Source organism: Streptomyces sp. NPDC000404 (genome assembly GCF_040300365.1).
GTDB lineage: Bacteria > Actinomycetota > Actinomycetes > Streptomycetales > Streptomycetaceae > Streptomyces > Streptomyces ramulosus.
Map to the genome: position 1 here is coordinate 18,398 of NZ_JBEPDN010000002.1, position 24,506 is coordinate 42,903.

At 70.4% G+C, this 24,506-nt stretch carries 19 protein-coding genes and 4 pseudogenes; 7 read left to right on the forward strand and 16 right to left on the reverse strand.

What is annotated here, in order from left to right:
- Positions 1-56: 56 nt before the first annotated feature.
- The 4 genes and pseudogenes from ABT345_RS03275 to ABT345_RS03290 all read right to left on the reverse strand — a co-directional run bounded on the left by ABT345_RS03275 (position 57) and on the right by ABT345_RS03290 (position 5,260).
- Positions 57-815: a polyprenol monophosphomannose synthase gene (locus ABT345_RS03275; protein WP_345081111.1), complete on the reverse strand. Its 759-nt coding sequence runs from the start codon at positions 813-815 to the stop codon at positions 57-59.
- A pseudogene (lnt, locus tag ABT345_RS03280) lies at positions 812-2,482 on the reverse strand (apolipoprotein N-acyltransferase). The gene ABT345_RS03275 and the pseudogene lnt overlap by 4 nt, the downstream one beginning before the upstream one ends.
- 549 nt (positions 2,483-3,031) lie before the next feature.
- A complete protein-coding gene (locus ABT345_RS03285) occupies positions 3,032-4,672 on the reverse strand; it encodes an amidohydrolase (protein ID WP_345081117.1) in 1,641 nt (546 codons plus the stop codon).
- Between the two features lie 147 nt (positions 4,673-4,819).
- On the reverse strand, positions 4,820-5,260 hold the full coding sequence (locus ABT345_RS03290; protein ID WP_030288641.1) for an Lrp/AsnC family transcriptional regulator: 441 nt from the start codon (positions 5,258-5,260) through the stop codon (positions 4,820-4,822).
- Between the two features lie 207 nt (positions 5,261-5,467).
- On the opposite strand from ABT345_RS03290, the gene ABT345_RS03295 reads away from it, so the two are divergent.
- Positions 5,468-5,887, forward strand: coding sequence for a hypothetical protein (locus ABT345_RS03295; protein ID WP_345081120.1), 420 nt, complete (start codon positions 5,468-5,470; stop codon positions 5,885-5,887).
- Positions 5,888-6,119: 232 nt separating this feature from the next.
- Here the strand turns inward: ABT345_RS03295 and ABT345_RS03300 are convergent, their stop codons facing one another.
- Entirely contained in the window at positions 6,120-7,292 is a 1,173-nt protein-coding gene (locus ABT345_RS03300; protein ID WP_345081123.1) for an acyl-CoA dehydrogenase family protein, read from the reverse strand.
- 338 nt (positions 7,293-7,630) lie between these two features.
- On the opposite strand from ABT345_RS03300, the gene ABT345_RS03305 reads away from it, so the two are divergent.
- On the forward strand, positions 7,631-8,914 hold the full coding sequence (locus tag ABT345_RS03305; protein WP_345081127.1) for a glycoside hydrolase family 18 protein: 1,284 nt from the start codon (positions 7,631-7,633) through the stop codon (positions 8,912-8,914).
- Between the two features lie 65 nt (positions 8,915-8,979).
- Here the strand turns inward: ABT345_RS03305 and ABT345_RS03310 are convergent, their stop codons facing one another.
- Positions 8,980-9,618 (reverse strand): TetR/AcrR family transcriptional regulator, encoded by a 639-nt coding sequence (locus ABT345_RS03310; RefSeq protein WP_345081130.1) that lies wholly within the window; start codon positions 9,616-9,618, stop codon positions 8,980-8,982.
- Between the two features lie 208 nt (positions 9,619-9,826).
- Here ABT345_RS03310 and ABT345_RS03315 point away from each other — a divergent pair, with 208 nt between their 5' ends.
- Both ABT345_RS03315 and exaC read left to right on the forward strand, forming a co-directional pair.
- Positions 9,827-11,083, forward strand: a complete 1,257-nt coding sequence (locus tag ABT345_RS03315) for a GAF domain-containing protein (protein WP_345082499.1) — start codon at positions 9,827-9,829, stop codon at positions 11,081-11,083.
- A 156-nt stretch (positions 11,084-11,239) separates the two neighbouring features.
- On the forward strand, positions 11,240-12,763 hold the full coding sequence (gene exaC / locus ABT345_RS03320; protein ID WP_345081133.1) for an acetaldehyde dehydrogenase ExaC: 1,524 nt from the start codon (positions 11,240-11,242) through the stop codon (positions 12,761-12,763).
- 162 nt (positions 12,764-12,925) lie between these two features.
- On the opposite strand, the gene ABT345_RS03325 is transcribed toward exaC, so the two are convergent.
- Genes ABT345_RS03325 through ABT345_RS03335 form a run of 3 tightly spaced genes read right to left on the reverse strand, consistent with a single transcriptional unit; the run spans position 12,926 to position 14,507 of the window.
- Entirely contained in the window at positions 12,926-13,309 is a 384-nt protein-coding gene (locus ABT345_RS03325; protein ID WP_345081136.1) for a hypothetical protein, read from the reverse strand.
- Positions 13,306-14,313, reverse strand: coding sequence for a site-specific integrase (locus tag ABT345_RS03330; RefSeq protein WP_345081139.1), 1,008 nt, complete (start codon positions 14,311-14,313; stop codon positions 13,306-13,308). Before ABT345_RS03330 ends, ABT345_RS03325 begins: the two co-directional genes overlap by 4 nt.
- Positions 14,310-14,507 carry a helix-turn-helix transcriptional regulator gene (locus tag ABT345_RS03335; protein ID WP_345081141.1) on the reverse strand — a complete coding sequence of 66 codons (198 nt, stop codon included), beginning with the start codon at positions 14,505-14,507 and terminating at the stop codon, positions 14,310-14,312. The genes ABT345_RS03330 and ABT345_RS03335 overlap by 4 nt, the downstream gene beginning before the upstream one ends.
- Before the next feature lie 1,255 nt (positions 14,508-15,762).
- Between ABT345_RS03335 and ABT345_RS03340 the strand changes: the two are divergent.
- Together ABT345_RS03340 and ABT345_RS03345 are read left to right on the forward strand one after the other, a co-directional pair.
- Positions 15,763-16,017 (forward strand): annotated as a pseudogene (locus ABT345_RS03340) (SAM-dependent methyltransferase); the annotation flags it as partial.
- Between the two features lie 90 nt (positions 16,018-16,107).
- Positions 16,108-16,466 (forward strand): annotated as a pseudogene (locus tag ABT345_RS03345) (transposase); the annotation flags it as partial.
- Positions 16,467-17,187: 721 nt separating this feature from the next.
- On the opposite strand, the gene ABT345_RS03350 reads toward ABT345_RS03345, so the two are convergent.
- From ABT345_RS03350 to ABT345_RS03380, 7 genes are all read right to left on the reverse strand, one after another.
- Entirely contained in the window at positions 17,188-17,493 is a 306-nt protein-coding gene (locus ABT345_RS03350) for a MazG nucleotide pyrophosphohydrolase domain-containing protein (protein ID WP_345081144.1), read from the reverse strand.
- A gap of 82 nt (positions 17,494-17,575) precedes the next feature.
- A complete protein-coding gene (locus ABT345_RS03355) occupies positions 17,576-18,082 on the reverse strand; it encodes a nucleoside/nucleotide kinase family protein (RefSeq protein WP_345081147.1) in 507 nt (168 codons plus the stop codon).
- A complete protein-coding gene (locus ABT345_RS03360; protein ID WP_345081150.1) occupies positions 18,067-19,014 on the reverse strand; it encodes a nucleoside 2-deoxyribosyltransferase in 948 nt (315 codons plus the stop codon). The genes ABT345_RS03355 and ABT345_RS03360 overlap by 16 nt, the downstream gene beginning before the upstream one ends.
- Before the next feature lie 23 nt (positions 19,015-19,037).
- On the reverse strand, positions 19,038-19,856 hold the full coding sequence (locus tag ABT345_RS03365) for a PfkB family carbohydrate kinase (protein ID WP_345081153.1): 819 nt from the start codon (positions 19,854-19,856) through the stop codon (positions 19,038-19,040).
- Positions 19,853-20,698 (reverse strand): hypothetical protein, encoded by an 846-nt coding sequence (locus ABT345_RS03370; protein ID WP_345081156.1) that lies wholly within the window; start codon positions 20,696-20,698, stop codon positions 19,853-19,855. The genes ABT345_RS03365 and ABT345_RS03370 overlap by 4 nt, the downstream gene beginning before the upstream one ends.
- Complete coding sequence (locus ABT345_RS03375) at positions 20,695-21,405, reverse strand: aspartate racemase/maleate isomerase family protein (protein ID WP_345081159.1); 711 nt, start codon at positions 21,403-21,405, stop codon at positions 20,695-20,697. Before ABT345_RS03375 ends, ABT345_RS03370 begins: the two co-directional genes overlap by 4 nt.
- Entirely contained in the window at positions 21,389-22,909 is a 1,521-nt protein-coding gene (locus tag ABT345_RS03380; protein WP_345081161.1) for a radical SAM protein, read from the reverse strand. The genes ABT345_RS03375 and ABT345_RS03380 overlap by 17 nt, the downstream gene beginning before the upstream one ends.
- Positions 22,910-23,113: 204 nt before the next feature.
- Here ABT345_RS03380 and ABT345_RS03385 point away from each other — a divergent pair.
- Positions 23,114-24,504: pseudogene (locus ABT345_RS03385) on the forward strand (NsdA family TPR-like regulatory protein).
- Positions 24,505-24,506 lie beyond the last annotated feature (2 nt).

The following is a 24,506-nucleotide window of genomic DNA, read 5'->3' on the forward strand; positions in this document are numbered from 1 at the left end:
CCCGCCCGGACCGCCCCGGAGGGTCGCCGAAGCGATCACCTCGGGGCGGCCGGGCGTCACTTCCCGCGGATCTTGTCCAGGCGGGAGCCGACGCCCCAGGCGGTGACCCGCCACAGCGCCTCGACGACGATGTCCCGGCTCATCTTGGAGTCGCCGCGCTCCCGCTCGACGAAGGTGATCGGCACCTCGACGACGTGCAGCCCGGCCTTGACCGCGCGGCGGGCGAGGTCGACCTGGAAGCAGTAGCCCTGGGAGGCCACCTCGTCCAGTCCCAGCCGGTCGAGGGCGTCCACGCGGAAGGCGCGGAAGCCGCCGGTCACGTCGCGGATCGGCACGTCGAGCAGCAGCCGGGAGTAGGTGGAGCCGCCGCGGGAGAGGAATTCGCGGGACTTCGGCCAGTTCACCACCCGGCCGCCGGGCACCCAGCGTGAGCCGAGCACCAGGTCGGCGCCCTTGAGCGCGGTGAGCAGCCGCGGCAGCTCCTCCGGCTGGTGGGAGCCGTCGGCGTCCATCTCGACGAGGACGCCGTAGTCGTGCTCGACGCCCCAGCGGAAGCCGGCGAGATAGGCGGCGCCGAGCCCTTCCTTGCCCTTGCGGTGCAGCACATGGACGTGGTCGTCCACGGCCGCCAGTTCGTCGGCGAGCTTGCCGGTGCCGTCCGGGCTGTTGTCGTCCGCGACGAGCACATGCGCCTCGGGGACGGCGGACCGTACCCGCTCGACGATCGGCTTGACGTTCTCCGCCTCGTTGTACGTCGGGATGATCACCAAGGTGGTGCCGAGCGGACCGTACTGCCGCTGACCGCCGTCTGTCACTGCTGCCCCTTCTCGTCCTTCGGTCGCCCGCGCCGGCCGATCAGAGGGGACGCGACGCAGGACAGGAGGCCCACGATAGCGAGCGTCCACTCGGGCGCCGCACCCGCGCGGTCGGCGAGCGTCGTTTCGTCCCGCAGCGGGATGCGTGCGGAGACGACGCCCTGGGTGAATTCGGGAATCTTCCGGACGATCTTTCCGTCCGGCGCGACCACCGCGCTGATTCCGCTGGTGGCGGCGGTGACGACGGCCCGGCCGTGCTCGACGGCGCGCAGCTTGGACATCGCCAGCTGCTGCTCGGGCTGCCCGGTGCCGCCGTAGGTCGCGTTGTTGGTCTGGATCACCAGGGCCCGGGCCCCGGCGCCCACGGTGTCGTGGACGATCCCGTCGTAGGCGACCTCGAAGCAGATGACGTCGCCGAGCCGGGCGGGCCCGACCTTCAGGACGCCGGTGTGGTCGCCGGGGTAGAAGTCGCGCGGCACCCGCTGGAACCGCGTGATGATCTTGCTGAGCTGTTCGCGGAACGGCACGTACTCGCCGAACGGCACCGGGTGCTGCTTGGTGTACGAGGCGCCGGGGCCCTTGGCCGGGTCCCAGACGATGCCCTCGTTGAAGACGTACCCGGGCTTGGTGGGGTGGTCGACGAGGGCGCCGACGAGCACCGGCACGCCGATGGCGCGGACCGCCTCGTCGATGCGGTCGCGGGCCTGCGGGAAGCGGAAGGGGTCGAGGTCGGAGGCGTTCTCCGGCCAGATGACCAGGTCGGGCTTGTGCGCCTGGCCGGCCCGGACGTCGGCGGCCAGCTGCTCGGTGGCCCGGGCGTGGTTGTCGAGGATCTGCATCGGGCGGCCGAGGAAGTCCATACCGGGCTGCTGGACGTTGCCCTGGACGACCGCGATGTCGACGCTGTCGTCGGCCTCGGTCGGTACGGGGACCAGCGTGCCGGCGGCGGTGAGCGCCGCGGCGAGGCCGAACGCCTCCACGGCGGGCAGCGCGCGGCGCAGCGTCCCGCCGGAGCGCAGCCCCCACAGCCCGGCGGCACAGGCCGCCAGCAGGCCGCCGGTCAGCGCCACCGCGAAGGTCACCAGCGGTGCGCCGCCCAGCGCGGCGAGCGGGGTGAACGGCGAGCCGGTGTTCGCGAACGCGAGGCGCCCCCAGGGGAAGCCGCCGAACGGAAGCCGGTCGCGGGCGCACTCCTCGGCGACCCACAGACAGGCGCCCCACAACGGCCACCACGGCAGCCGGGAGACGCGGGCGAGCGCGGCGCCGAGCAGCGCCAGGAACAGCGCCTCGGCCAGCGACAGCCCGACGACGGCGTCCCAGCCGACGACATGCAGCCACTTGAGCAGCAGCAGGAAGAACGGCAGGCCGAGGACGAGGCCGAGCCAGGCGCCCTGGGCGGCGCTCCGGCCGCGGACCAGCAGCGCCAGCGCGGCGACCGCGACCAGCGAGAGCGGTCACAGGCCGTAGGGCGGGAAGGCGAGGCCGAGGGCGATGCCGGCGCAGGCGGCGAGCGCGGTGCGCGGGGCCGTGCGGCGGGCGAGGGCGCCGAGGCGGCGCCACCGGCCGGGGCGTGGCGGTGCCGCCTCGGGCGCGGACGGCGGCGCGGAGCCGTCGGCCGCGTCGCGGTCGGCCGCGGCTTCGGTGGTGTCGGAGGAGCCCGGGGGCACGGTCGCGCCTTCCTGCAGGTCGAGCGGGTGGTGAGGTGACCGTACATCGGAAGGCCGGGGCGGCGGGTGCGGGGTGCCGGGGGCGGCGGGCGGTCCACGGCGCCGGGTGGGGCGGTGCGGATAGGGGCCCGGCGCCCTTCGGGCCGACCTGGGGCCCGCTGGCTGCGGGTCGACCGAGAGCCGTTGTCTACTGAGCGTCCGGGCCCCACCCGGGTCGCACCGTCCTCCCGGTCTCCGGGGAGCCGGGAGGGACCCCTCCGGCCGGAGCGTTTCCGCGTCTCGTGCCGCTGGTGCTGGACCTGGCTCACAGTGACGGCGTCCGGTCCCGGCACACCGCCCGTGGCCCAGCCGCGGCCGACGACGGTACGGAATCTCCCGGCCGGACGTCCTGTGGTGGACTCGGCCGAACCTACCGGCCGCCGACCGCCTGCTGTCAACAGCCGCCACATCCGGGGCCTTTTCACCGTCCCGCCGGACCGGTGGCCGCCGATCCCAGTCGGGGCAGGGGCATGCGGTGCGGCCGCCGCGCACGGCGGCGGCCGCGGGAAGTCACTCGTTCGGCCGCGCGAAGACGGTACGTCCGGCGACGACGGTGGTCAGGCAGACCGGCAGCGGACGGTCCGGGCTGAGGTCGGGCAGGCCCGGGGTGCCGGAGCGGGGATCGGTCGACCAGCGCTCGACGCGCTCGTCGGGGGTCTGGACGACCAGGTCCCCGGCGCGCCAGACGGCGTAGTCGGCGGGGGCGCCGGGGACCAGCACGCCGGCGTCGTCGCGGCCGATGGCGCGCCAGCCGCCGCGGGTGTGGGCGGTGAAGGCGGCGCGGGCGGAGATGCCGTGCGCCCGGGTGCGGTGGAAGACCGCGGCGCGGATCGTGCCCCAGGGGTCGAGGGGCGTGACGGGGCTGTCGGAGCCGAGGGCGAGCGGCACCCCGGCCTTGAGCAGCGCCGCGTACGGGTTGAGGGTGCGGGCGCGGTCGGCGCCGAGGCGGGTGGCGTACATGCCCTCGGCGCCGCCCCAGGCCGCGTCGAAGGCGGGCTGGACGGAGGCGGTCAGGGCCAGGTCGGCGAAGGCGGCGAGGGTGCGTTCGGTGAGCATCTCGGCGTGTTCGACGCGGTGGCGGGCGGCGCGGACGCGGGCGAGACCGACGCGGTCGGCGGCGGCCCGGACGCCGTCGGTGACGGTGGTCAGGGCCGCGTCGCCGATGGCGTGGAAGCCCGCCTGGAGCCCGGCCTCGGTGCAGTGCGCGACGTGGGCGGCGACGGCCTCGGCGTCGAGGTGGGCGGTGCCGGTGTGGCCGGCGTCGGCGTAGGGCACGTGGAGGTGGGCGGTGTGCGAGCCGAGGGAGCCGTCGGCGAAGAGGTCGCCCGCGGCGCCGAGGGCGCCCAGTTCGCGGATGCGGTCGGCTTCCTTTGCGGATGCGACCAGTTCGGCCCAGTAGCCGACGACGCGCGGGCCGTTGCCTTCGGCGGCGAGGGCGAGCAGGGCGGTGAAGTCGTCCTCGCCGGAGATCTCCGGGCCCGCGCACTCGTGGACGCTGCCGATGCCGAGCGAGGCGGCCCGGGCGAGCGCGGCCCGCTGCGCGTCGGCGCGCTGCGCGGGGGTGAGCGTGGCGTACGCGGCTTGGCGCACGGCGTGGTGGGCGTCGCCGGTCAGCGGGGCGTCGAGGTGGAATCCGGCCAGGTCACGCAGGTCGGGGACGAGGTCGAGCAGGGCGGTGGTGACGACGGCGGAGTGCACGTCGACGCGGGTGAGGTAGAGGGGACGGCCACCGGTGGCCTCGTCGAGTTCGACGCGGGACGGCGGGCGGCCCTCGGGCCAGGCGGTGGCGTCCCAGCCGTGGCCGAGGAGGACCCGGTCGTGCGGGCGGGCCGCGGCGTGGGCGCGGACGCGGGTGAGCGCGTCGGCGAGGTGGGTGGCCGGGGCGAGGTCGAGGCCGGTGAGGGCGAGGCCGGTGGCGGTGGTGTGCACATGTGCGTCCGTGAACGCCGGGGTGACGAGCGCACCGTCGAGGTGGATCACCTCGTCGACGCCGTCGGCGAAGGAGTCGGCGGCGCCCTCCTCCCCCACCCACGCGATGCTGTCGCCCTCCACCACCATGGCGGTGGCGAAGGGGTCGGCGGGGCTGTGCACCTCCCCGCCACGCAGCAGGACGGTACGGGGACGGGCCGGATCGGGGATGCGCTCGCTCATACCGGACAGTTTCGCCCCTGCCGGGCCGGGGCCGGTGCGCGGGGTGGGGAAAGGCGCGGCGCGGCGGGGAAGGCGCCCCGGCCGGACGGGCCCGGGAGCGGGGCGGCGGCGCGGAACCGGCCCGCACCGCCCCGCCCGCACGCGGCCTCAGATACGGGGCGGCCGGGCCTCGTACGGGGTGGACAGGACGACGGTGGTGCGGGTCGAGACGCCGGCCAGGCTGCGGATGCGGCTGAGCAGGTGCTCCAGCTCCAGCGGGGTGGCGACGCGGACCTTGAGGATGTAGTTCTCGTCGCCGGCGACGCTGTGGCACGCCTCCAGCTCGGGGACGTCCGCGAGGCGCTCGGCGATGTCGTCGGGGGCGCTGGGGTCGAAGGGTTTGACCGAGATGAAGGCGGTCAGCGGCAGCCCCACCGCCTCCGGGTCCACGATCGCGGCATAGCCGCGGATCACCCCGCGCTGCTCCAGGCGACGCACCCGCTGGTGCACCGCCGAGGTGGACAGGCCGGTGGCCTTGCCCAGGTCGGTGTAGCTCATCCGCCCGTCCTTGACGAGCAGATCCACGATTCGTCGGTCCAACTCCTCCACCCGTTCAACTTACTGTGCCGGTGCGTCCCCGCGCACCGCGCGCCGGGTTGTGGACACCCCCGCGCGCCGTTCATGTGACGAACGCCACAGGCGCGCTCCACTGTCCGGAGGGCGGCGGCGATTATGCGCGCGGCATAAGGGGAATTGCTGGTGGTGGCCCGGACCGCCCGTCACAGGAGCGGCGGCCGAGCGGCCCACCCGAGGGGGATGGACACCTTGCGACGCATCAAACAGGACACCACTGCGACCCGAGTCGGCACCACCGACGGCGACAGTCCCGGCTTCGTCGAGGACGACGATCCGGACGAGTTCGACACCTACGACATCTTCCGGGTCGCGTGCCCGGACTGCGGGCAGCCCATCGCGCTGCTCGCCGAGGAGGACAGCCTGCCCGAGCACGCGCTGTGCCCCTCACCGTGGAACCCGTTCGGCCTGACGGTCTGCCAGGGTTCGGGGCGGCCGGTGAGCGACGCCGCGCAGACGCCGGACGCGCTGGACGCCCATGAGCAGGACGCGGCCGTCCTGTTGACGCTGCCGGAGAGCCTGGACTGGCGCCGTCAGCCGTTCTCGCACATCGGCGGCGACGGATCCGGTGCGCCCCGGGTGCCGCGGATGCGCCGCGCCTGACGACGCGGCACGACGGCGATCGGCGCCCGCCCCGACGGCGCCCGGAGCGAGGGGGTCCGACGCTCCCTCCGCTCCTCCTTACGTGTCCCCGGGCCGGTACGACCGGTCCGGGTTCTTTCATGTCCGCACCCGCACGGCGCGAAAGCCCCTGCGGGGTACGGAAAAGGCCCGCCCCTCGTCGCGAGGCGGGCCCGTACCGGCTTGAGGGCGGGGCGGGTTCGCCCCGGGCGGGTCAGCGCGATTCCGGTCCGGCCAGGTGGCGGGCGATGACCATCCGCTGGATCTGGTTGGTGCCCTCGACGATCTGGAGGACCTTCGCCTCACGCATGTAGCGCTCGGCGGGGAAGTCCTGGGTGTAGCCGTAGCCGCCCAGGAGTTGGACGGCGTCGGTGGTCACCCGCATCGCGGTGTCGGTGCAGAAGAGCTTGGCCATCGCCGCCTCCTTGGAGAACGGCCGGCCCGCGTCGCGCAGCCGGGCCGCGGCGAGGTAGAGCGCACGGCCCGCCTCGATCTGGGTGGCCATGTCGGCGAGCAGGAAGCGCAGGCCCTGGAAGTCGGCGATCGGGCGGCCGAACTGCCGCCGCTCCAAGGTGTATCCGAGCGCGGCGTCCAGAGCTGCCTGGGCGACACCGATGGCGCAGGCGGCGATGCCGAGGCGGCCGGAGTCCAGGGCGGCGAGCGCGATGGTGAAGCCCTGGCCCTCCTCGCCCAGGCGTCGGTCGTCGCCGACGCGTACGCCGTCGAAGTGCAGCTGGGCGGTGGGCGAGCCCTTCATGCCCATCTTGCGCTCGGGCGCGGCGGCGGAGAGGCCCTCGGCGTCGCCGGGGACGAGGAAGGCGGTGATGCCGCGGGCGCCGTTGTCGCCGGTGCGGGCGAGGACGGTGTAGAAGTCGGCCACGCCGCCGTGGGTGATCCACGCCTTGGTGCCGCTGAGGATCCAGTCGTCGCCGTCGCGGACGGCGCGGGTGGTCAGGGAGGCGGCGTCGGAGCCCGAGGAGGGCTCGGAGAGGCAGTAGGCGCCGAGGAGTCCGCCGCCGAGCATGGCGGGCAGATGCGCGGCGCGCTGCTCCTTGGTCCCGAACCCGGCAAGGGCATGACAGGCAAGGGTGTGGACGCTGACGCCGAGCCCGACGGTGAGGCGGACGGCCGCCAGCTCCTCCAGGACCTGGAGGTAGACCTCGTAGGGCTGCTCGCCGCCGCCGAACTCCTCGGCGTACGGCAGGGAGAGCAGGCCGGATTCGGAGAGCAGGGTGAAGACCGCGCGCGGGAAGCGTCCGGCCTCCTCTTCCTCGGCGGCGCTCGGGGCGATCTCCCGCTCGGCGAGGTCCCTGACGAGCGTCAGCAGGTCATGGGCTTCCTCGGTCGGCAGAATGCGGTCCACAGGGCGGGGGCCGTACTCGGTCATGGCGGCGCTCTCCTCCGTATCGGGCGCTGGCGGCCCCGCACGCGTGGGGTGGGCGGCGGTGCCGTCTTCCGGGTGCCCAGCCGATGATTGCCCTCCGGGTCTCGGAACGCGATGACCTGCGACTGTGGCGCTTGGAGTATGCCCGATCGGCGGCCTGGCGTCACGGGTTGGCGGAGGGGGATGATCTTTGCGCAGGCAGATGAACCCGCCGCGAAATTGGTCCGAACCATTGACGCACTGGTCTAGTCCATCTAGCTTCTCCCCAACGCCCCACGCGTTTTGGACCGTTCGGAACGCAGGTCGCATCCCGCCCCTCGTCCCCCCTCCGAGGAGAAGACATGCTCAGACCGCACCGTGGACGATCGCGAGCCCTGGCCGTCACCACCGCCCTGTGTACGGTGGCGCTCTCCGGCTCCCTGCTCGCGGGCCAGGCGCTCGCCGCCCCGCCCGGCGCCCCCACCGCCGCACACCCGGCGGCCGCCACGGCGACGACGGCGGCGAAGACCACCACCGCCGCGGGCGACAAGGTCGTCGGATACTTCACCAACTGGGGTGTCTACGACCGGAATTACCACGTCAAGAACATCGAGACGTCCGGCTCGGCCGACAAGCTGACGCACATCAACTACGCCTTCGGCAACGTCACCGGCGGCAAGTGCGCCATCGGTGACGCCTACGCCGACTACGACAAGGCGTACACCGCCGACCAGAGCGTCGACGGCAAGGCCGACACCTGGGACGACGGTGCGCTGCGCGGCAACTTCAACCAGCTGCGCAAGCTGAAGAAGCTGCACCCGAACCTCAAGGTCATCTGGTCGTTCGGCGGCTGGACCTGGTCCGGCGGCTTCGGCGAGGCGGCCAAGAACCCGGCGGCGTTCGCCAAGTCCTGCCACGACATGGTCGAGGACCCCCGCTGGGCCGATGTCTTCGACGGCATCGACATCGACTGGGAGTACCCCAACGACTGCGGTCTGACCTGCGACACCAGCGGCAAGGACGCCCTCACCAACGTGCTGAAGGCGCTGCGCGAGGAGTTCGGCAAGGACGAGCTGGTGACCGCGGCCATCAGCGCGGACGCCTCCGACGGCGGCAAGCTGGACAAGGCGGACTACGCCGGCGCCGCCCAGTACGTCGACTGGTACAACCCGATGACGTACGACTACTTCGGCGCGTGGGACGCCAAGGGGCCGACCGCTCCGCACTCCCCGCTGACCTCGTACGACGGCATCCCGAAGGCCGGGTTCAACACGACCGACACCACGGCCAAGCTGAAGAAGGCCGGCATTCCGGCGGACAAGCTGCTGCTGGGCATCGGGTTCTACGGCCGCGGCTGGCAGGGCGTGAGCGACGACAAGCCGGGTGGCACCGCGACCGGCGCGGCCCCGGGCAAGTACGAGGCCGGGATCGACGACTACAAGGTCCTCAAGGACCGGTGCCCGGCCACCGGCAAGGTCGCCGGCACCGCGTACGCCAAGTGCGGGGACCAGTGGTGGAGTTACGACACCCCGGAGACCATCGCCGGGAAGATGGCCTTCAAGAACGAGCAGGGCATGGGCGGCACGTTCTTCTGGGAGCTGAGCGGTGACACCGCCAACGGTGAGCTGATCAAGGCGATCAAGTAACACCTCGCGGGGTGGTGCACGAGGGCGGGAGGCTGCGGCCTCCCGCCCTTCGCGCGCGTCCGGGCTCAGCCGGCCGGCGGCGCCGGGCAGTCCGGTTCGTGCTCCGCGATCAGGCGCAGGGTGTCCCCCAGCCCGCGCACCAGCAGCGCGCAGACCGTTTCGCGCGGCAGCCGCTGTTCCCCGATCCAGTGCAGGGTGACGCCCTCGACGCCGCTCAGCCAGCCGATCAGCAGCGTACGGGCGAGTTCGGGCAGGTCCTCGCGGCCCCAGGCGCAGTGCGCGAGGGTGGCGAGCATCCGGGTGCGGACCGCGTCCCGCATCGCCTGGACCTCCGCGTCGAAGCCGACGCCGCCGGTGACGATGGCCCGGTAGGCGGCCTGGTGGTGCTGGGCGTAGCGGAGGTAGCCGTCGACGGTGTGACGTACGCGGTCGTAGGGCGGCAGCTCCTGGGCGGCGCCGGCCCGCTCGGCGAGCTGGGCCACGGCGTCCTCGATGATCGCGAGGTAGTAGCCGCGTTTGTTGGTGAAGTAGTAGTAGATCAGGCCCTTGGCGACGCCCGCGTGCCGGGCGATGTCGTCCATGGAGAGGGCGTCGTACGACGTGTCGGCGAACAGCTTCCGTCCGACGGCTATGAGGTCCCGCCGACGCGCCTGTGAACGGTCGGTGGTGCAGGCGCTCCGTCCACGCTGTTGGGTCTTGTTCACAATCCGCTCTCATCTGCAACTGCCGTAAATTCCCGGCAGTATGACAGAGCGTCATGTTCTGGGGCGGGAGTGCGCCGGGCGCGGGCACGGCGGCCTGCGCCTCCCCCGGTCCGCGCCCGGCGCCGTCCTCACCCGCATGGGGGTTTACGGCGCCGCCGCGTTCCCGGACGATCGGCGTACGGGGCGGCGCCGCACGGAGAGGTGGTACGTGGTCAATCCTTGGCTGGCGTTGGAGGCGGGCGCGGATCCCGCGGCACGGATCGCCTCCCTGCGGCGGGCGCACGAGACGTTCCTCGCGGGCGGGCCGGTGGCGCCGCCGGTGCGCCCGGTGGTCGCCGACTCCTGGCGGCGCTCGGCCGACGCCCGTGCGGCGCCCGAGGGCACGGTCCCGGTGGAGCTGGACGGCGAGGCGCTGCGCGCCCACCGCGAGGGCCATCCGCTGGCCCGCGCCCTGCCCGTCTTCCGGGAGCTGCTGGGCACCACCGCGCAGGACGGGGCGCATCTGCTGGCCGTCTGCGACGCGCAGGGCCGGATGCTGTGGGTCGAGGGCCACCCGGGCGTGCGGCGGCGCGCGGAGCGGATGAACTTCGTGGTCGGGGCGCGCTGGGACGAGCGGCACGCCGGGACCAACGCGCCCGGCACCGCGCTCGCCGCCGACCACGCGGTCCAGATCTTCGCGGCGGAGCACTACAACCGGCGGGTGCAGCGCTGGACCTGCGCCGCGGCGCCGCTGCACGACCGGCGCACCGGGCGGCTGCTGGGCGCGGTCGACATCACGGGCGGCGATCATCTCGCCCACCCGCACAGCCTCGCCCTCGTCCAGGCCACCGCGCGCGCCGCCGAGGCGCACCTCGCCGCGTGCCCGCCGCAGCCCGGCGTGTTCCTCACGGCGCTCGGCCGCGACGAGGCGCTGCTGGTGGTGGACGGCCGGCGGCTGCGGCTGGGGCGGCGGCACAGCGAGATCATGGTGCTGCTCGCCCATCACCCCGACGGCCTGACGGGCGATCAGCTGGCGTTGCTGCTGTACGGCGAGCGGGAGGTGCGCCCGGTGACGCTCCGGGCCGAACTCTCCCGGCTGCGGCACCTCGTGGGTCCGCTGCTCGCCTCCCGCCCGTACCGGCTGCGGCGCCCCGCCGACACCGATGCCGCCGCGGTCGGCGCCGCCCTGACGTCCGGCGATCCGTCGGCGGCGCTCGACGGCTACCCGGGCCCGCTGCTCCCGCTGTCCGACGCCCCCGGCGTACGCCGGCTGCGGGACACCCTGGAGGCACGACTCCGGCGCACCCTGCTGACCTGCGGCGATCCGGAGGCGCTGCGGCAGTGGGCCGGTGCGCCGTGGGGCGAGGACGACCTGGAGGTCTGGGAGGCGCTGGCCGACGCACTCCCGCCGCACGCCCCGGGACACGCACGGGCCCGGGCCGCGGTACGGCGGCTGCGGGAGGCGTACGGGATGGCGGGGCGGTAGGACGCGATACGTGTCCGGGGCCGGGAGCGCACGCCCCCGGCCGTCCGTCCTCCCCCACCGCGCAACGTTGCGGCAACCTCCCCCGCCCTACCGTGCGCGCACCGTCCTCCGCAGGGAAGCGGAGGGCACCGCGCCGAGCGATTGGGAGGCCGTGCCATGGCCCGCTTTGCCCACCCCGGTTCCGCCGATGCCGTGATGTCCTACCGGAGCCGGTACGACCACTGGATCGGCGGCGAGTACGTCGCGCCCGCACAGGGCCGGTACTTCGAGAACCCGACGCCGGTGAACGGCCAGCCCTTCACCGAGGTGGCGCGCGGCACCGCCGAGGACGTCGAACGCGCCCTGGACGCGGCGCACGCGGCGGCCCCCGGCTGGGCCCGCACCTCGCCCGCCGAACGTGCCGTGATCCTCAGCCGCATCGCGGACCGGATGGAGGCCCACCTCCAGGAGCTGGCCGTCGCCGAGAGCTGGGAGAACGGCAAGCCGGTCCGCGAGACGCTGGCCGCCGACATCCCGCTGGCCATCGACCACTTCCGCTACTTCGCCGGCGCGATCCGCGCCCAGGAGGGCACCCTCTCCGAGATCGACGCGGACACCGTCGCGTACCACTTCCACGAACCGCTGGGCGTCGTCGCGCAGATCATCCCGTGGAACTTCCCGATCCTGATGGCGACGTGGAAGCTGGCGCCCGCGCTCGCCGCGGGCAACGCGGTGGTCCTGAAGCCCGCCGAGCAGACGCCCGTCTCGGTGCACTTCCTGATGAGCCTGATCGCGGACCTGCTGCCGCCGGGCGTCGTCAACATCGTCAACGGCTTCGGCGCCGAGGCGGGCAAGCCGCTGGCCTCCAGCCCCCGGGTGGCGAAGGTCGCGTTCACCGGCGAAACCACCACCGGCCGCCTGATCATGCAGTACGCCTCGGAGAACCTGCGGCCGGTCACCCTCGAACTGGGCGGCAAGAGCCCCAACATCTTCTTCGACGACGTCTCCTCGGCCGCCGACGACTTCCTCGACAAGGCGCTGGAGGGCTTCACGATGTTCGCCCTCAACCAGGGCGAGGTCTGCACCTGCCCGTCCCGCGCCCTGATCCAGCGCGGCCACTACCAGGACTTCCTCGCGGCGGGCGTGGCCCGCACCGAGAAGATCGTCCAGGGCCATCCGCTCGACACCGACACCATGGTCGGCGCGCAGGCGTCCAACGACCAGCTGGAGAAGATCCTCTCCTACCTGGACATCGGCCGTCAGGAAGGCGCCCGCGTCCTCACCGGCGGCGCCCGCGCCGAACTCGGCGGCGAACTGGAGGGCGGCTACTACGTCCGCCCGACCGTCTTCGAGGGCAACAACGCCATGCGCGTCTTCCAGGAAGAGATCTTCGGCCCCGTCGTGGCCGTCGCCCCCTTCGCCGACTTCGACGACGCCGTCACCCTCGCCAACGACACCCTCTACGGCCTCGGCGCCGGCGTCTGGACCCGCGACGGCTCCACCGCCTACCGCGCGGGCCGCGCCATCCAGGCGGGCCGGGTATGGACCAACTGCTACCACGCCTACCCGGCCCACGCCGCCTTCGGCGGCTACAAGCAGTCCGGCATCGGCCGCGAGAACCACAAGATGATGCTGGATCACTACCAGCAGACGAAGAACCTCCTCGTGTCGTACTCACCGAAGAAGCTGGGGTTCTTCTAGACCTACGGAAAGAGGCGCCTGACCTGGGCTTTTGCCCGTCAGGCGCCTCTCCCTCGGCCCGCTCAGAGCAAGGCCCGATTCACGCCGTAACTCCCAGTTCCTCCCACCGCTATCCCGATCCTGACCAGTTGTTCCGGACCAGTCACGGACCAAAGCCCCCACTCACCCCTCAGGCGCCGCGCCCCGGCTGACGCGATCCCACTCCTCCATCGACTGCTCGATGAGGCGGTTGGCCCGCTCCCGCACCCCGTCCAGGAACTTGGCGTAGTGACGGAAGAGGACTTCGATGCTCTGGCCCGCGCGGCGAGCGCATTCGGCCGGGTCCACACCGGAGTACAGCCAGAACGAGATCCCGGCGTGTCGAAGGTCGTAGGGCCGCTTGGCCAGGCTGGAGGCGAGTTCGGTGCGAGTCAGGGCATCCTTCCGCGCTCGCGCCCACGTCGTGCCATACGCGGCGGCGTCCACATAGTTGCCAGCCTGGTTCCGGAATAGTCGTCCGTCAGGCGTCACGCCGAACCGTTCGATGTGCGCACGGAGCATGCTCACGAACTGCGGTGGGATGGGCACAGGCCGGGTCGCGGTAGCCGCGCGGCGCTTGAGTGAGTGCACCTCGTGCACCGCGCCATTGTCCATCCACTCTTTGCCGCGGTGATGACGCCACCTGACAGGTTGAGCATCCCCCATCCGGTCTCGGGCAGATGGCACTGTTCGAGCTGGAGGTGAATGACCTCCGCCGGTCGCATCGCCGCGTAGTACATGCAGCCGAAGAACGCCTCCAGGTGAGGGCCGCGCCCGCGCTGCCGAGCGACCGCCGTGAGAAGCCGGGCGGCCTGGGCCGGGTTGGGAACTGCGGCCGGGTCCACCTCCTCGTTGACCGCCGGAGCGTTCCACTTGAGCCCGTTGAGTGGGTTCTCCGCGAAGTAACCTTTCTCCACTGCGGTGTTGAGCACTTCGTTGAACGCAGCTCGTTTGCGCCGTGCCGTCTTGGCTGCAGCTGCCTTGCCATCAAGCTTGCGACACAGGGCGTCCAGTGCCCGTCGCAGCACATCTGCTTCCGCGAGAGCAGCGACGGGCAAGGAGTTCCGCTTCAACCAGTCCAGGGCCTTCCGCCACTCCTCTTGCGGCTCTTGGCCCCATGCGTTCTTGTTGAACGCCCACGAGTACAGGGCGCGCCGCAGTACCCGTGGCTCCGGATAGGTCGCGCCAGGGTGCACCAGGGCAGGCGTGATGGTGGCGAATGCATCGGCCAGGGTGCGGCGGGTGTTTCCTGGGGTGCGGTCCCACCGCTGGTCGAGGTATTCGTGGGCAAGGTCGTACCACGTCGTCCGCTGCTTGATAGCTCGCAACTCGGACGCCGGCAGACCCGTGTGCTCATCGAAGGGCTCACCGTCACGCGCCGCCGTCATCAGCTTTGAACGCCTGCTGTCGGCGAGCCCGAAGGTCATGAAGGACTCTGATTTTTCACGCCCATTGACCGTCCACCGGACCATAAAAGGCTTGCGCCGATCGGGGCGCTCGCGTATGTCCCAGAAGCGGACGTTGTAGCTCATCGCCAAATGCCAGAGCCCCTCTCGCAGGCTTCCCACCAAGAATCCAGGTCGGCGCGACGGCACCGGAGTTCACCATTGGGCAACTTGATCATGCGGGGCGCTTGCCCGCGAGCACGCATTCTGTAGAAAGCCGACGAGCTTATACGGATTTCCGCCAGAACCTCAACTAGCTTCAGCGCCGGAGGACGAGCCATGCAATATCACCTTCGTAGCGTTAAATTATTCATGCCGGAAATCTAGGCGCGCATCGATCTGCAGCAGAGACAACTGGCGCTCAGGGCACCCCATCATGGGGTGCCGAAAAGGCGCAGCTGGGCATCACGGATCGAATCAGCGTGGATTTTCCTCTCACGGCATACAGTCAGGCAGCCGGGGAGGAAGCCCCGTGCAGCGAGCAGCCAGCTGCAGCAGTGAACATGAAGGAGCGGTCGTTGACGTAGCAGTAGGCGGCAACAGTCGCTCCACACCTCCTTACGATATGTATGCGCACTGCCAGAACTCCACAATGGTCGTGAGATTCGCCGGTTAGGCTCACCGGCGATCGTCAGCTATATTGCGCGCCGCGCTAGGCAGATCCAGAAGGCTCCCGGAGCGACTGCCGTCAGGGAGCCAGTCAGCATGAGCGCAAGGCTGACGTCGCGCTGTCTGCTGGAAGTACCAGCAAACCCTCATCCACAAGGCGATTCAAGGTTGCGCGCCACCGGGCGCTCGGACTTCTCGATGACACACGTCGCACATCGAGTTGTAGCTCCAGGATTTGCCGCGGCGTGTGCGAGGGGCACGGTCGCCGCGATACCTCCGCTGCAGCTGGTCCTCGCCGAAGAGACCAACCGTGCAGACACGGGCGAAAAGCCCACAGGAGACCGCGCCGTAGTCGCCAGCCTCCGTTCGCGCCAGACATTCAGTGTGGCGAACGCGAAGAAGGCGGGTGAAAGGGGTTCGAGCGGATCGCATGACAGCGTCGGACAGAAGAACCTCCTGGTTCGGGATTACCCCAGCGATAAATCGTCACGTGACGTGAGGTACCTATTTGCCACCCTGGACTCGACGGCGTCACCTCATAGCCCGGCTGGCATTTACCGGGCGTTGTACGTTGACATGGCATCAGCGGAAGGTTCCAGTCTTTTGAAGAACTTTCCTGTCTGCCGTGGGCGAATGCCCATCCTCGCCTCGCCAGAGGGCCCTCCTACGTCGGATCTACAGAGGCGATACGCATTTTCTGAAACCGACACGGAGCGGTGCGTTCAGTCAGAAGGAGAGCACACGGGGTCGCGGCGGCGGCAGAAGTAGGAGCAGTGCCTTCGCCATCGGCCTCGCGAACGACTCCGTCAGTCGGCTAATCCGCGGCGAGGGGAGCCGCCCGGACCTCGCCAGCATCGCTCGTCTCGAAGCTGACGTCGACCCCGCTCCGACGCCCACTCCGTCGCCGCCGAAGCAAACTCTGTCGAATTGGCTCTGGGGGCGGGACTGCCGACGCAGAACAACACGCACGAGGTCGCCCAGCGCATCGCGCCCGAGATGCGGGTGGTCTACGTTCACCACGACCTGTTGGTGCTGCTGCGCTTCCACGCGCTGCTGACCAGCACGCCGGAAGGGGCCATCGCCTACCTGCAGGCGGACATACGCGACACCGAGAAAGCCCTGGTCGGCACGGCCGCCACCCTAGACCTGACTGAACCCGTCGCGCCGGTCATCAGCAGCTTAGACCGTGTCCGACATGGTCAGTTGGCGGTTGGGCTGCGTATGGGGAGTGGGCGGTGAGGATGGATCGTTCCGGATGGCCTGTGGGAGTTGATGAGGCCGTTGCTGCCGACTGCGCGGGGTCGTCCGCAGGGAGGCGGGGTCGCAAACATCGATGATGAGGCGGTGTTCGCCGCGATCATCTACGTGTTGGTCAGCGACTGTGCCTGGCGGGCGCTGCCACCTTGCTTCGGCGCGTCGAAGTCGACCGTCCATCGTCGGTTCCTGATCAGGTCCAGAGCCGGGGTCTGAGGTCGCCTGCACCAGAAGGTGCTCCAACTCCTGGACGATCAGGACCTGGTGGAATTGTCCCGGGCGGTCTTGGAGTCGACTCACGTCCGTGCGAAAAAAGGGGGGGCTCACTTGCAGGTCCGAGCCCTGTGGACCGAGGTAAGCCCGGTTCCAAGACGCATGGTTTCGCGTCGATTTCCGCGATCAGCGCCTCGCGGGTGCGGATCGCATCGGAGATCGAGCATACGTCCGTGCCCTATCCGGCAGAATCTTCGAGCTACCGGCTGCGGCCCGGAAATATGCCCAGCGGTGTTGGCCGGTCCGCGAACGGCAGCCCCGTAGGACGCCGGACCACCGACGCGCCGACGCACCGCCGCGATGGTGTCGCGGACTACGCCTGGGCCCTCCGGTATGGGCTCGGGGAACGCGGCTGTGTCGCCTTTGGCAAGGCGGCGGCAGGCGACCCCCACGGATTCCTCCAGGTCACGCGTTCGCCCACTCATGTGGACATCGTGTCTGATTGAGTGGTTTTGCGTATATCGGGTTGCCACTGAGGGAGGCTCCGTAGCCCAGCTGCAGTGGAGGGCGAGGCGCCAAGCCATACACAAGCAAGGCGGCAGCCGAGTCGCAGTGACTTCGGGCGTTACCGACGTGCGGCTCCCTGCGAGGCCCGCCAGTGTGGTACGGGCCTCACGGTGATCACTCTGGTATTGAGGATCTTCAGCGTACGGTCGCGGGCCCGCATCGCCGGACGGTGCCCAAGCCACCCTTCCGGGGCATGGCAGATTGGTTCTCGTATCCCACGCTCAGAAGACCTGGGCCGCCGCACTTGCCTGCAGCGGCTTCCTGCCAACCGTGATTGTCGGCCGGCACCAGCCACACGATGAGCAGCGAGGACAGTGTTCAGTCGCCGCTCGTCCTGATCTGTGCTCCGTGTTCGTTGCGCCTGTACGTACGTCGCTCATTCTTCTCGATCTTCTGAGCGACTTCCGAGTCGAGATCCAGTCCGTTCATCTCCGCCACGGCGGCCAGGTAGAGGAAGACGTCGGCCAGCTCTTCTCCGAGGTCGGGAAGGCCCTTGCGCCAGGCGGTGAAGGCTTCACCGACCTCGGCCGTAAGGAGTCCGAACTCCAGGGATACATCGGTGGTGTTGAAGCCCTTCACGAGCTTGTTCTCCCACGCGAGCTTCTGGGCGGATGAGATGTCCACGGGCTCCTCCGGAGCGATACGGCAGGTGCGGCCGCAGCCTAGCGGGAACCGCGTGTCCGGTGGGCCGCCTCTCCGGCGTCGTTCACCCGGCCGACGGTAGCTCAAGGGCTGTGTTGATGCTGATCACCTTGGCGTAGTCCGCGAGCGTAGTGAACACCCGCTGGTATCCGGTGACGAGCGCGGCGACTTCCTCCAGGCTCGCGGCCTCGCCGTCACGGTCGAGGAGCCGCCGGCGGATGACGGGCGGCGGTGCGGTCAGGTGGACGAAGAGCCCCTTGCGGTTGATCACGCTCTCGGCCAGGTCGAGGGCCTCGCTCCAGGCGATGCGCGACCTGCCGCGGTACAAGGGACCGTAGACCAGCTCACTGACGAAGCAGCGGTCGAAGAGGATGCGGCCGGCACCGCTGAGGATCTCGCGGTACCGGGTGGCGAGGTCTAGATGATCGGGTGTCCTGGGTGAATGAATCACCCGGAAGCCGTGGAGCGACAACCGCTGCGCGAGGGTGCTCTTGCCCACCCCGTCGGGGCCTTCGAGAACAAGCGTGTCATGGGCGGTGGTCAACTCGCTGAAGTTCACATCGCCAGCCATGCCCGTACCGCCTCCGCGTTGTCGAGGTGGGAGTGAACCGCGTACTGGATCATGAGGTTGCGCCAGTTCGGCTCGCGGCCGGAAGCGTGGGTGTACGTCGGGCGCGGATGGAACGCTCCGATCCGTACGCCGGAGGCGAGGGCGGCACCGATCAGGACGGCGGTACCGGGAGGTGTCTCCGGGCCGGAGACGTCTGCCAGGAAACGCGATGCATCGCACACCGCGGTCAGGTCGTCCAGGGCTCCGGCGACCGGGTCGTCGGCAGCGAACCGGCGGGGCAGCACCACCCCGAGGCCGGCATCGAGACAGGGGCTGGTGAGGTGGTCGTGCCCCCATGCGGCGTATGGCGACGCCTCTACGTAGACGTCGCCGCCCTTGTCGCGGACCGCGGGTCGCGGTTCCGGGGCCGACATCTCCAGCAGCGCATCGACCGCCGTGTCGAGCGCGGTGTTGATCTGGGAGAGGTTCCGGGACCGGAAGGCTGCGTAGCGGGCCGCGCCCTGCTGATCGGAGAGAAGTGGCGGTCCGAGACGGGGCACCCGAACGACGCGGTCGGCCACCGCCTGAATCAGAGGGTCCGGGAAGTCGAGAAGAACGCCGTCTTCGGTGAGGGAGTAGGTCTGGAAGTCCGTGGTGAGCAGGAGCACGGGGACGCCGCTGGCAGCGGCATAGCCGATCTCCATGCAAACTCCGTCGTCGAGGCTCGGTCCGTGCAGGAGAGCGACCATCGCGTCGAGGCGGCCGAGGCGTTCCCGGTCCAGCTCGAACAGACGGCGCCCTTTGACCTCTGCGGTCAAGCTCTCCTCGTCGGTGTCGCAGAAGGGCAGGAATACGCGCTCGGCGCCGACCTTCGAGGCGAGCCGCTCCGCGAGGGCGGCGGCAAAGGCCCGGTCGTGAGCAGCAAAGAGCCGGTGAGCTATGTAGAGGGACACGAGCGGAAGCTCCCAAGTTCTGGTCAGGCGCGGCGTTGTGCCGGAAGGGGAAAAGAGGAGGCCGCCACGAAGCGGGCAGCCGCCTCCACCGCTTCGGCGAGGGCACGGGCGGGCGTGGCGCCGCGGGATCGGTGAGCGAGGAAGGTCCCGGCCACGGTGTCACCGGCCCCCGACACCTCGCGTGGTGCCCGGGACGGAGGAATCACCGAGGCGGTCTGCCGGCCGAAAGCCAACACCCGGGCCGCGCGGGGGCCGTCGGTCACCACCACTTCCGGCAGGGCTGCTGCGTCAGTGACGGCCTGGAGGAGCCGGTATTCGGCTGCGTTGACGAACACGGTGCTCGCGCCGTTGAGCCAGGGGGCGACAAGCCGGATCATGTCCTCGGCGCTCGGCAGGAAGAAGTCGACGCTGAAGGTGGCGCCCCGGTGCACGAGCTGGTCGAGGACGGCTGCCGCATCGAGGGGCCGGCGGCAGCAGACGTGGTACTGGCCGCCCGGGTGCCGGTCCACATGAGCGAGCGCGTGGTGGGTCAACCGTTCGGCGACGCCGTAGTCGGTACGGACGTCGGTGAGTTCGCCTTGTAGGTCGTATCGGAGGTCGAATCGAGTGGAGGTGCCTTCGGCCTCACCGTGTGCCGACCAGTCGAGCCCTGCGAGCCCCGGCGTCCGCGGGACGTGGGCCAGGTCCTCTCCGAGGACGCAGACCGGTGCGGCCGGACGGCCTGCTCGGGCCGCTGCGAGCGCGACGAACAGTGCGGCGCCGCCGAGGCGCGCGCCGCCACGGTCATCCGGGTATCGGGTCACGTCCTGGCTCACGTTGCCGATCACGTCGAGGCGCGTCACTCCGCGTCCCCCGGCCGGTCGGCTCGGTCGTGGTGAGCACAGTCGACAACCTTGGCGCAGAGCGGCCTGCGCTCGCAAAGCCGCGGAGAAGGTCCGTTGAGATACAGCCGCTTGAAGTAGATCAAGGTGAGGTGTACCCACCAGGTCGGCTCCGCGCCCGCCGGGATAGTGACCTGATGGCCGTGCTCGTCCGCCAAAGCCCGGAAGCCGTCTGCTCGAGTGTGCACGGCCGCCTCCAGGACATGACGCATCCGTTCATGGGCCACGGCTCCGGACGGGAGGTTGATGCCCAAGGCGGGGGCGAGTTTGCTGACCATGCCGGAGTCGACGGGGACGATCCCGCAGTGATACCCACGAGCGGTGAGCAGCGCGCACTGGGCCACCTTGTACGAGGCCCCGCGCACGCGCTGCGCGAAGTCGTCGATCAGCTCGTCGTTGTCGGCCGACGGCGAGAGTGGGTCGATGCCCTCCTTGCCCCAGCCCTGTAGCAGTTCGGCGAGCGAGCGCAGGTAGTCGATCCTCGTCTGCGCGAGGCCGAGGGGCCGTACCAGCTTGGCGAGTTCGTCGTCCGCGAAGGTGACCAGCGCGTCGAACCCCAAGGTGTCCGCTGCCCGGATCACCTTCGCGTAGGTGTCGACCATGCGGTAGGAGACCCGGGTGGACCAGCCGGCGGCGAGCATCCGGACCCGCGGGTCGGTGATCGTCACCGGCCACCACCGGTTGTTGTCGTGGTTGGCCTCGACTTCGGCCCGGACGTCCGGCAGGGCGGCGGCGCGGGCGACGAACTGGTGGATCCGCTGGATCTGCTGCGGATCCACCGTCGTACGGCGGACAAGGGTCATGCCGTAACTCCAGAGCTGAGGCGGGCGGCCAGAAGCGCCATGGCGAGGTTGGAGGAGAGGACGGGGATGCGGAGGCGCTGCTCCAGCTCGGCCACTGCCTGAAGGGTGTGCCATCCGGTGCAGGACAGAACCACGGCCTGCGCCGCGTCGGCGGCGTGCTGTGGAAGCTTGTCCACCAGCGCCAGGACCGTGTCCGTCGTGACCAGCGGATACCCGTCGTCCAGCCCAAGGCTCGCATGCCCCAAGACATCGATGCCGGCCTCCGCGAACGCGATGGTCTCGGCCTCGGTGACCGCTGCGGGGTAGGGGGTGGCGAGCACCACCCGTGTCACGGCGGTGGCGGTCAGCGCGGCGAGTACCGCGTCGAACGCGGTGGTGATGCCGGCGGGCAGCGGCGGCCCGCCCGTGAACGCGGCCGACGTGCACGCGAGAACCACCGCGTCCAGCTCGATGTGCGACAACGAGCCCAGCGCCGCCGTCGAAGCAGCTCGCAGCCCGTGCCAGAACGACTCGTCGATGGCGGTCGTCCCGGATCCGGGGACCAGCCGGGCATGGTGGAAAACCGTGTGCTGAAGGCGGAGACGTGGCAGCTCGGTCTCGACCGCCACGTTCGCCCAGGGCAGCAGCATTCCGACCCGAACGGTCCGGTCCGCTGCTGCGTCCAGCGCCTCCAGGGTGGCAAGTGTTCCGTCAGGAAGTGGGCGCAACGCGTTCTCCGTAGATCATCCGTGGCGCGTGTCCGGTGACCGTGAGGTCGGCGGTGGTCCCGAGCGGAACGGCGGCGCCGCGCTCGACGACCTGGATGGAGTACGAGCCGAGCCGTCGCCACCAGGTCCCGTCGTGTCCGATGAAGTAAGAGTGCAGCCCTGGGACCCGCAGGCCGGTGGGGTACACCCGCTCCTTCATCGGCTGGTCCCAGGTGTGGTCGATGTCGGCCTTCCATGTGGCGAAGTGCTCGGCGGACGGCAGCGGCCCCAGTTCACCGCGGGCGGCGAGCGGGGTGTCCGGGAAGGCCCGTGCCAGGCGGACGTTGGTGCGGTGGCACAGCAGGCCGGCATCGAGAATCGCCGCCAGGCCCTGGAGGTTCGCCGCGTGGGTGCGGTGCGTCTCTCCGGGCAGGCCGTAGATCAGGTTCAGGCCCGGCAAGAGCATCGGCAGGCCGCCATCACCACGAGTGGCCCCGACCTCGTACACGTGCTCGACCGCCCGCATGAGGATCTCGGGCGTGCAGGTCAGGGTGTTCCGCTCGATGACGACAGGGTCGAAGGATTCGATCCCCATGGGCGCGCAGTTGCCTTCGGTGCAGTAGTCGGCGACCAGCTTGGCGATGCGCCGCCCCACGGGAGAGGCAACGGCAAGAGGGTCGGCGTTGTCGATGTGCAGGACTTCCAGATCGGGGCAGCGTTCGCGGATGCCGCCCAGCAGGGTGCGGATCGCGCCCTCGTCCCGGTTGCGGTAGGAGAAGAAGCAGGTCTGCTGGCCAAGGCGGAAGTTGCGCACCCCGGCGGCGTAGAGCTGCTCGGCCTCGGCGACGACGTCGTCCACCTCACGGAATGCGACCAGCGGCGACTTCGCCGGTTCATTGCAGAAGTCGCAGAACTTCCGGCGCGTACAGCCGCGGTACAGCTCCAGCTCGGCGATCGGCCGCCAGGGCATCTGCTCGACCAGGCCCGTGAACGAGTCACGGTCGCGCTGCATCTGCCCGTAGTCCGCCGGGCGGCGACTGCCCAGCAGGAGGTCGCCCGATGTCACGGTGTGGGTGTGGACCGCGTCGAACAGCCCGGCGTATTCCGCCGGCGCCGTCACGGCGTACGTGGACAACGGGCCCAGCAAGAAGCGGCGCCCTCGTGCACACGCGAGTGCTCGGGCGATCTCCTGCAACGACCCGTTCACCGCGTGGAGATGGACCGACGGTACGGCGTCGCCCGCAACCACGACGACGATCTCGGCGTCGCGCAGAAGCTGAATGGCATTGTCGCAGTTGATGGTTGTCGAGTAGGTGAGCGGATCGCTCTGCGGTGGCTCAACGGTCGGGTTGTGCCCGGCCAAGCACCACCTCACGTCATCGATCGTCAGGTACCGCACCTCCGCCTCGGGGCGGGCCCGGCGCAACGCGGACCAGGCGTTTCGCACGTAGGTCGACAGGTAGGGCGGTACGCCGAGACCGCTGGGCTCGACGGTGAAGCAGTCCAGGACGACTACAGGCTGCATCTCTCTCCCTCCAGGGCCGAGGGCGGCGACATCCCAGTGGTGTTTCCCCTGGAAGGCCGACAGCCCGCAGCCCCCTCAGTCTCATCACTCGGCCGCCGCGGAAGGAGAGGGCAAGGGGGTTGTTCGGTTGTACGGGGGTTGGTCTTTCACACCTGAGTGTCCGAAGGCTGGGACACCGGGTGATCGACAGGGCATCATCTCGGCATGGGCGGTGGCGTGACAGGAGCTGGTGGGGGCAATGCAGCCCTCGCCGCTCTCATTGACGAAGCGGGATGTTCGAACTCGGCACTGGCGCGGCGGGTCAACGAGCTGAGCTCCCGGCAAGGCGAGATCACGCGCTACGACAAAGCGTCGATCACCCGCTGGCGGCAAGGGATGGTCCCCAAGGGGAGACTCCTCAGTTCATCGCTGAAGCCATCGGAGGCTTCCTTGGCCGGCCGGTCTCCCCCACCGATCTCGGATTTCCGCAGCCGTCCCCTCGGCCCGTGACAACCCGCGCACTGACGTACGGTGAAGACGTGGGTGAAACGCTGCACACGCTCGCGGAGCTGGGCTCCACGGACATCTCGCGACGCAGCCTGCTCGGGGCCGTCCCGTTCGTCGCTAGCGCGCTCATGGATCCGCAGAGAAAGTGGCTCCTGTGGCTCCTCGAAGAGGAGCAGGCTCCGCACCTGGCCGCGGTGGCAGGAGGCAGCCCCGTCGATCAGGTGGAAGCCATGATCGACATGTTCGATCTGATGGACAACCGCTTCGGCGGCGGGAACGTCCGGCCAAGCATCATCGGCTACCTCAGCACCCAGCTCGTGCCCATGCTCCAGCAACGGACTCTGCCGTCGAACCAGCGCCGCACTCTCTACGTCTACGCCGCGAAGTTGACCGCCACGGCGGGCTGGTGCTCGTACGACACAGCCGACTACGGGCTCGCCGAGCGATACATGATCCAGGCACTCCGACTGTGCGCCAAGGGCGGCGACCGGGTTCTCGGCGGGCAGATCCTTGCGGGGTTGTCCCATCTCGCCACCAACCTCGGCCATCCCGCGGAAGGTGCCGCCCTCGCCCGCGTCGGCATCGCGACCGCGAAGTCCTCGGGCAGCCCGCTCGGGCTCATGCGTCTGCACGCCATAGCTGCCCGCGCGCATGCCTTGCTCGACGCCCCCCGACAGGCCGCGGCTTCGCTCGTGGCGGCCGATGCCGCCCTGGAGCGGAGCCGCGGCCCCGCCGAGGAGTCTCCCTGGGTGCGCTTCCTCGACCACCACTACCTGGAGGCCGAGGCTGCCCTCGTCCACCGCGACCTCGGGGAGGCGGCCGAAGCTGAACGTCTCGCTGCGTCCTCGGTCAAAGCCAATTCCGACAGGCGTCGCCGTCAGGCGATCAGCAGCTCGGTGCTGTCGACCGCGCTCCTCCAGCAAGATCGTCTGGACGAAGCGGTCGGCACGGCCAGCAGCGCCTTGGACCTGCTCAGCGGAGTGCACAGTGAGCGGTCCGTGCAGGCCCTTCGCGACTTCCGTGCCCGCCTCGCCCCGCGCCGCAACGAGGAGATCGTCCGCGCCTTCGAACGCAAGGCACGCCCGATACTCGGTGTGTCTGCTGCCTGAAC

What these genes read in the sequence shown, in the direction of transcription:
- ABT345_RS03285 (WP_345081117.1), bottom strand. Translation starts at nt 4,672, where the DNA reads ATGAGCGAGCGCATCCCCGATCCGGCCCGTCCCCGTACCGTCCTGCTG.
- ABT345_RS03295 (WP_345081120.1), top strand. Translation starts at nt 5,468, where the DNA reads ATGGACACCTTGCGACGCATCAAACAGGACACCACTGCGACCCGAGTC.
- ABT345_RS03300 (WP_345081123.1), bottom strand. Translation starts at nt 7,292, where the DNA reads ATGACCGAGTACGGCCCCCGCCCTGTGGACCGCATTCTGCCGACCGAG.
- ABT345_RS03305 (WP_345081127.1), top strand. Translation starts at nt 7,631, where the DNA reads ATGCTCAGACCGCACCGTGGACGATCGCGAGCCCTGGCCGTCACCACC.
- exaC (WP_345081133.1), top strand. Translation starts at nt 11,240, where the DNA reads ATGGCCCGCTTTGCCCACCCCGGTTCCGCCGATGCCGTGATGTCCTAC.
- ABT345_RS03330 (WP_345081139.1), bottom strand. Translation starts at nt 14,313, where the DNA reads ATGAGCTACAACGTCCGCTTCTGGGACATACGCGAGCGCCCCGATCGG.
- ABT345_RS03335 (WP_345081141.1), bottom strand. Translation starts at nt 14,507, where the DNA reads ATGGCTCGTCCTCCGGCGCTGAAGCTAGTTGAGGTTCTGGCGGAAATC.
- ABT345_RS03355 (WP_345081147.1), bottom strand. Translation starts at nt 18,082, where the DNA reads ATGGCTGGCGATGTGAACTTCAGCGAGTTGACCACCGCCCATGACACG.
- ABT345_RS03370 (WP_345081156.1), bottom strand. Translation starts at nt 20,698, where the DNA reads ATGACCCTTGTCCGCCGTACGACGGTGGATCCGCAGCAGATCCAGCGG.
- ABT345_RS03380 (WP_345081161.1), bottom strand. Translation starts at nt 22,909, where the DNA reads ATGCAGCCTGTAGTCGTCCTGGACTGCTTCACCGTCGAGCCCAGCGGT.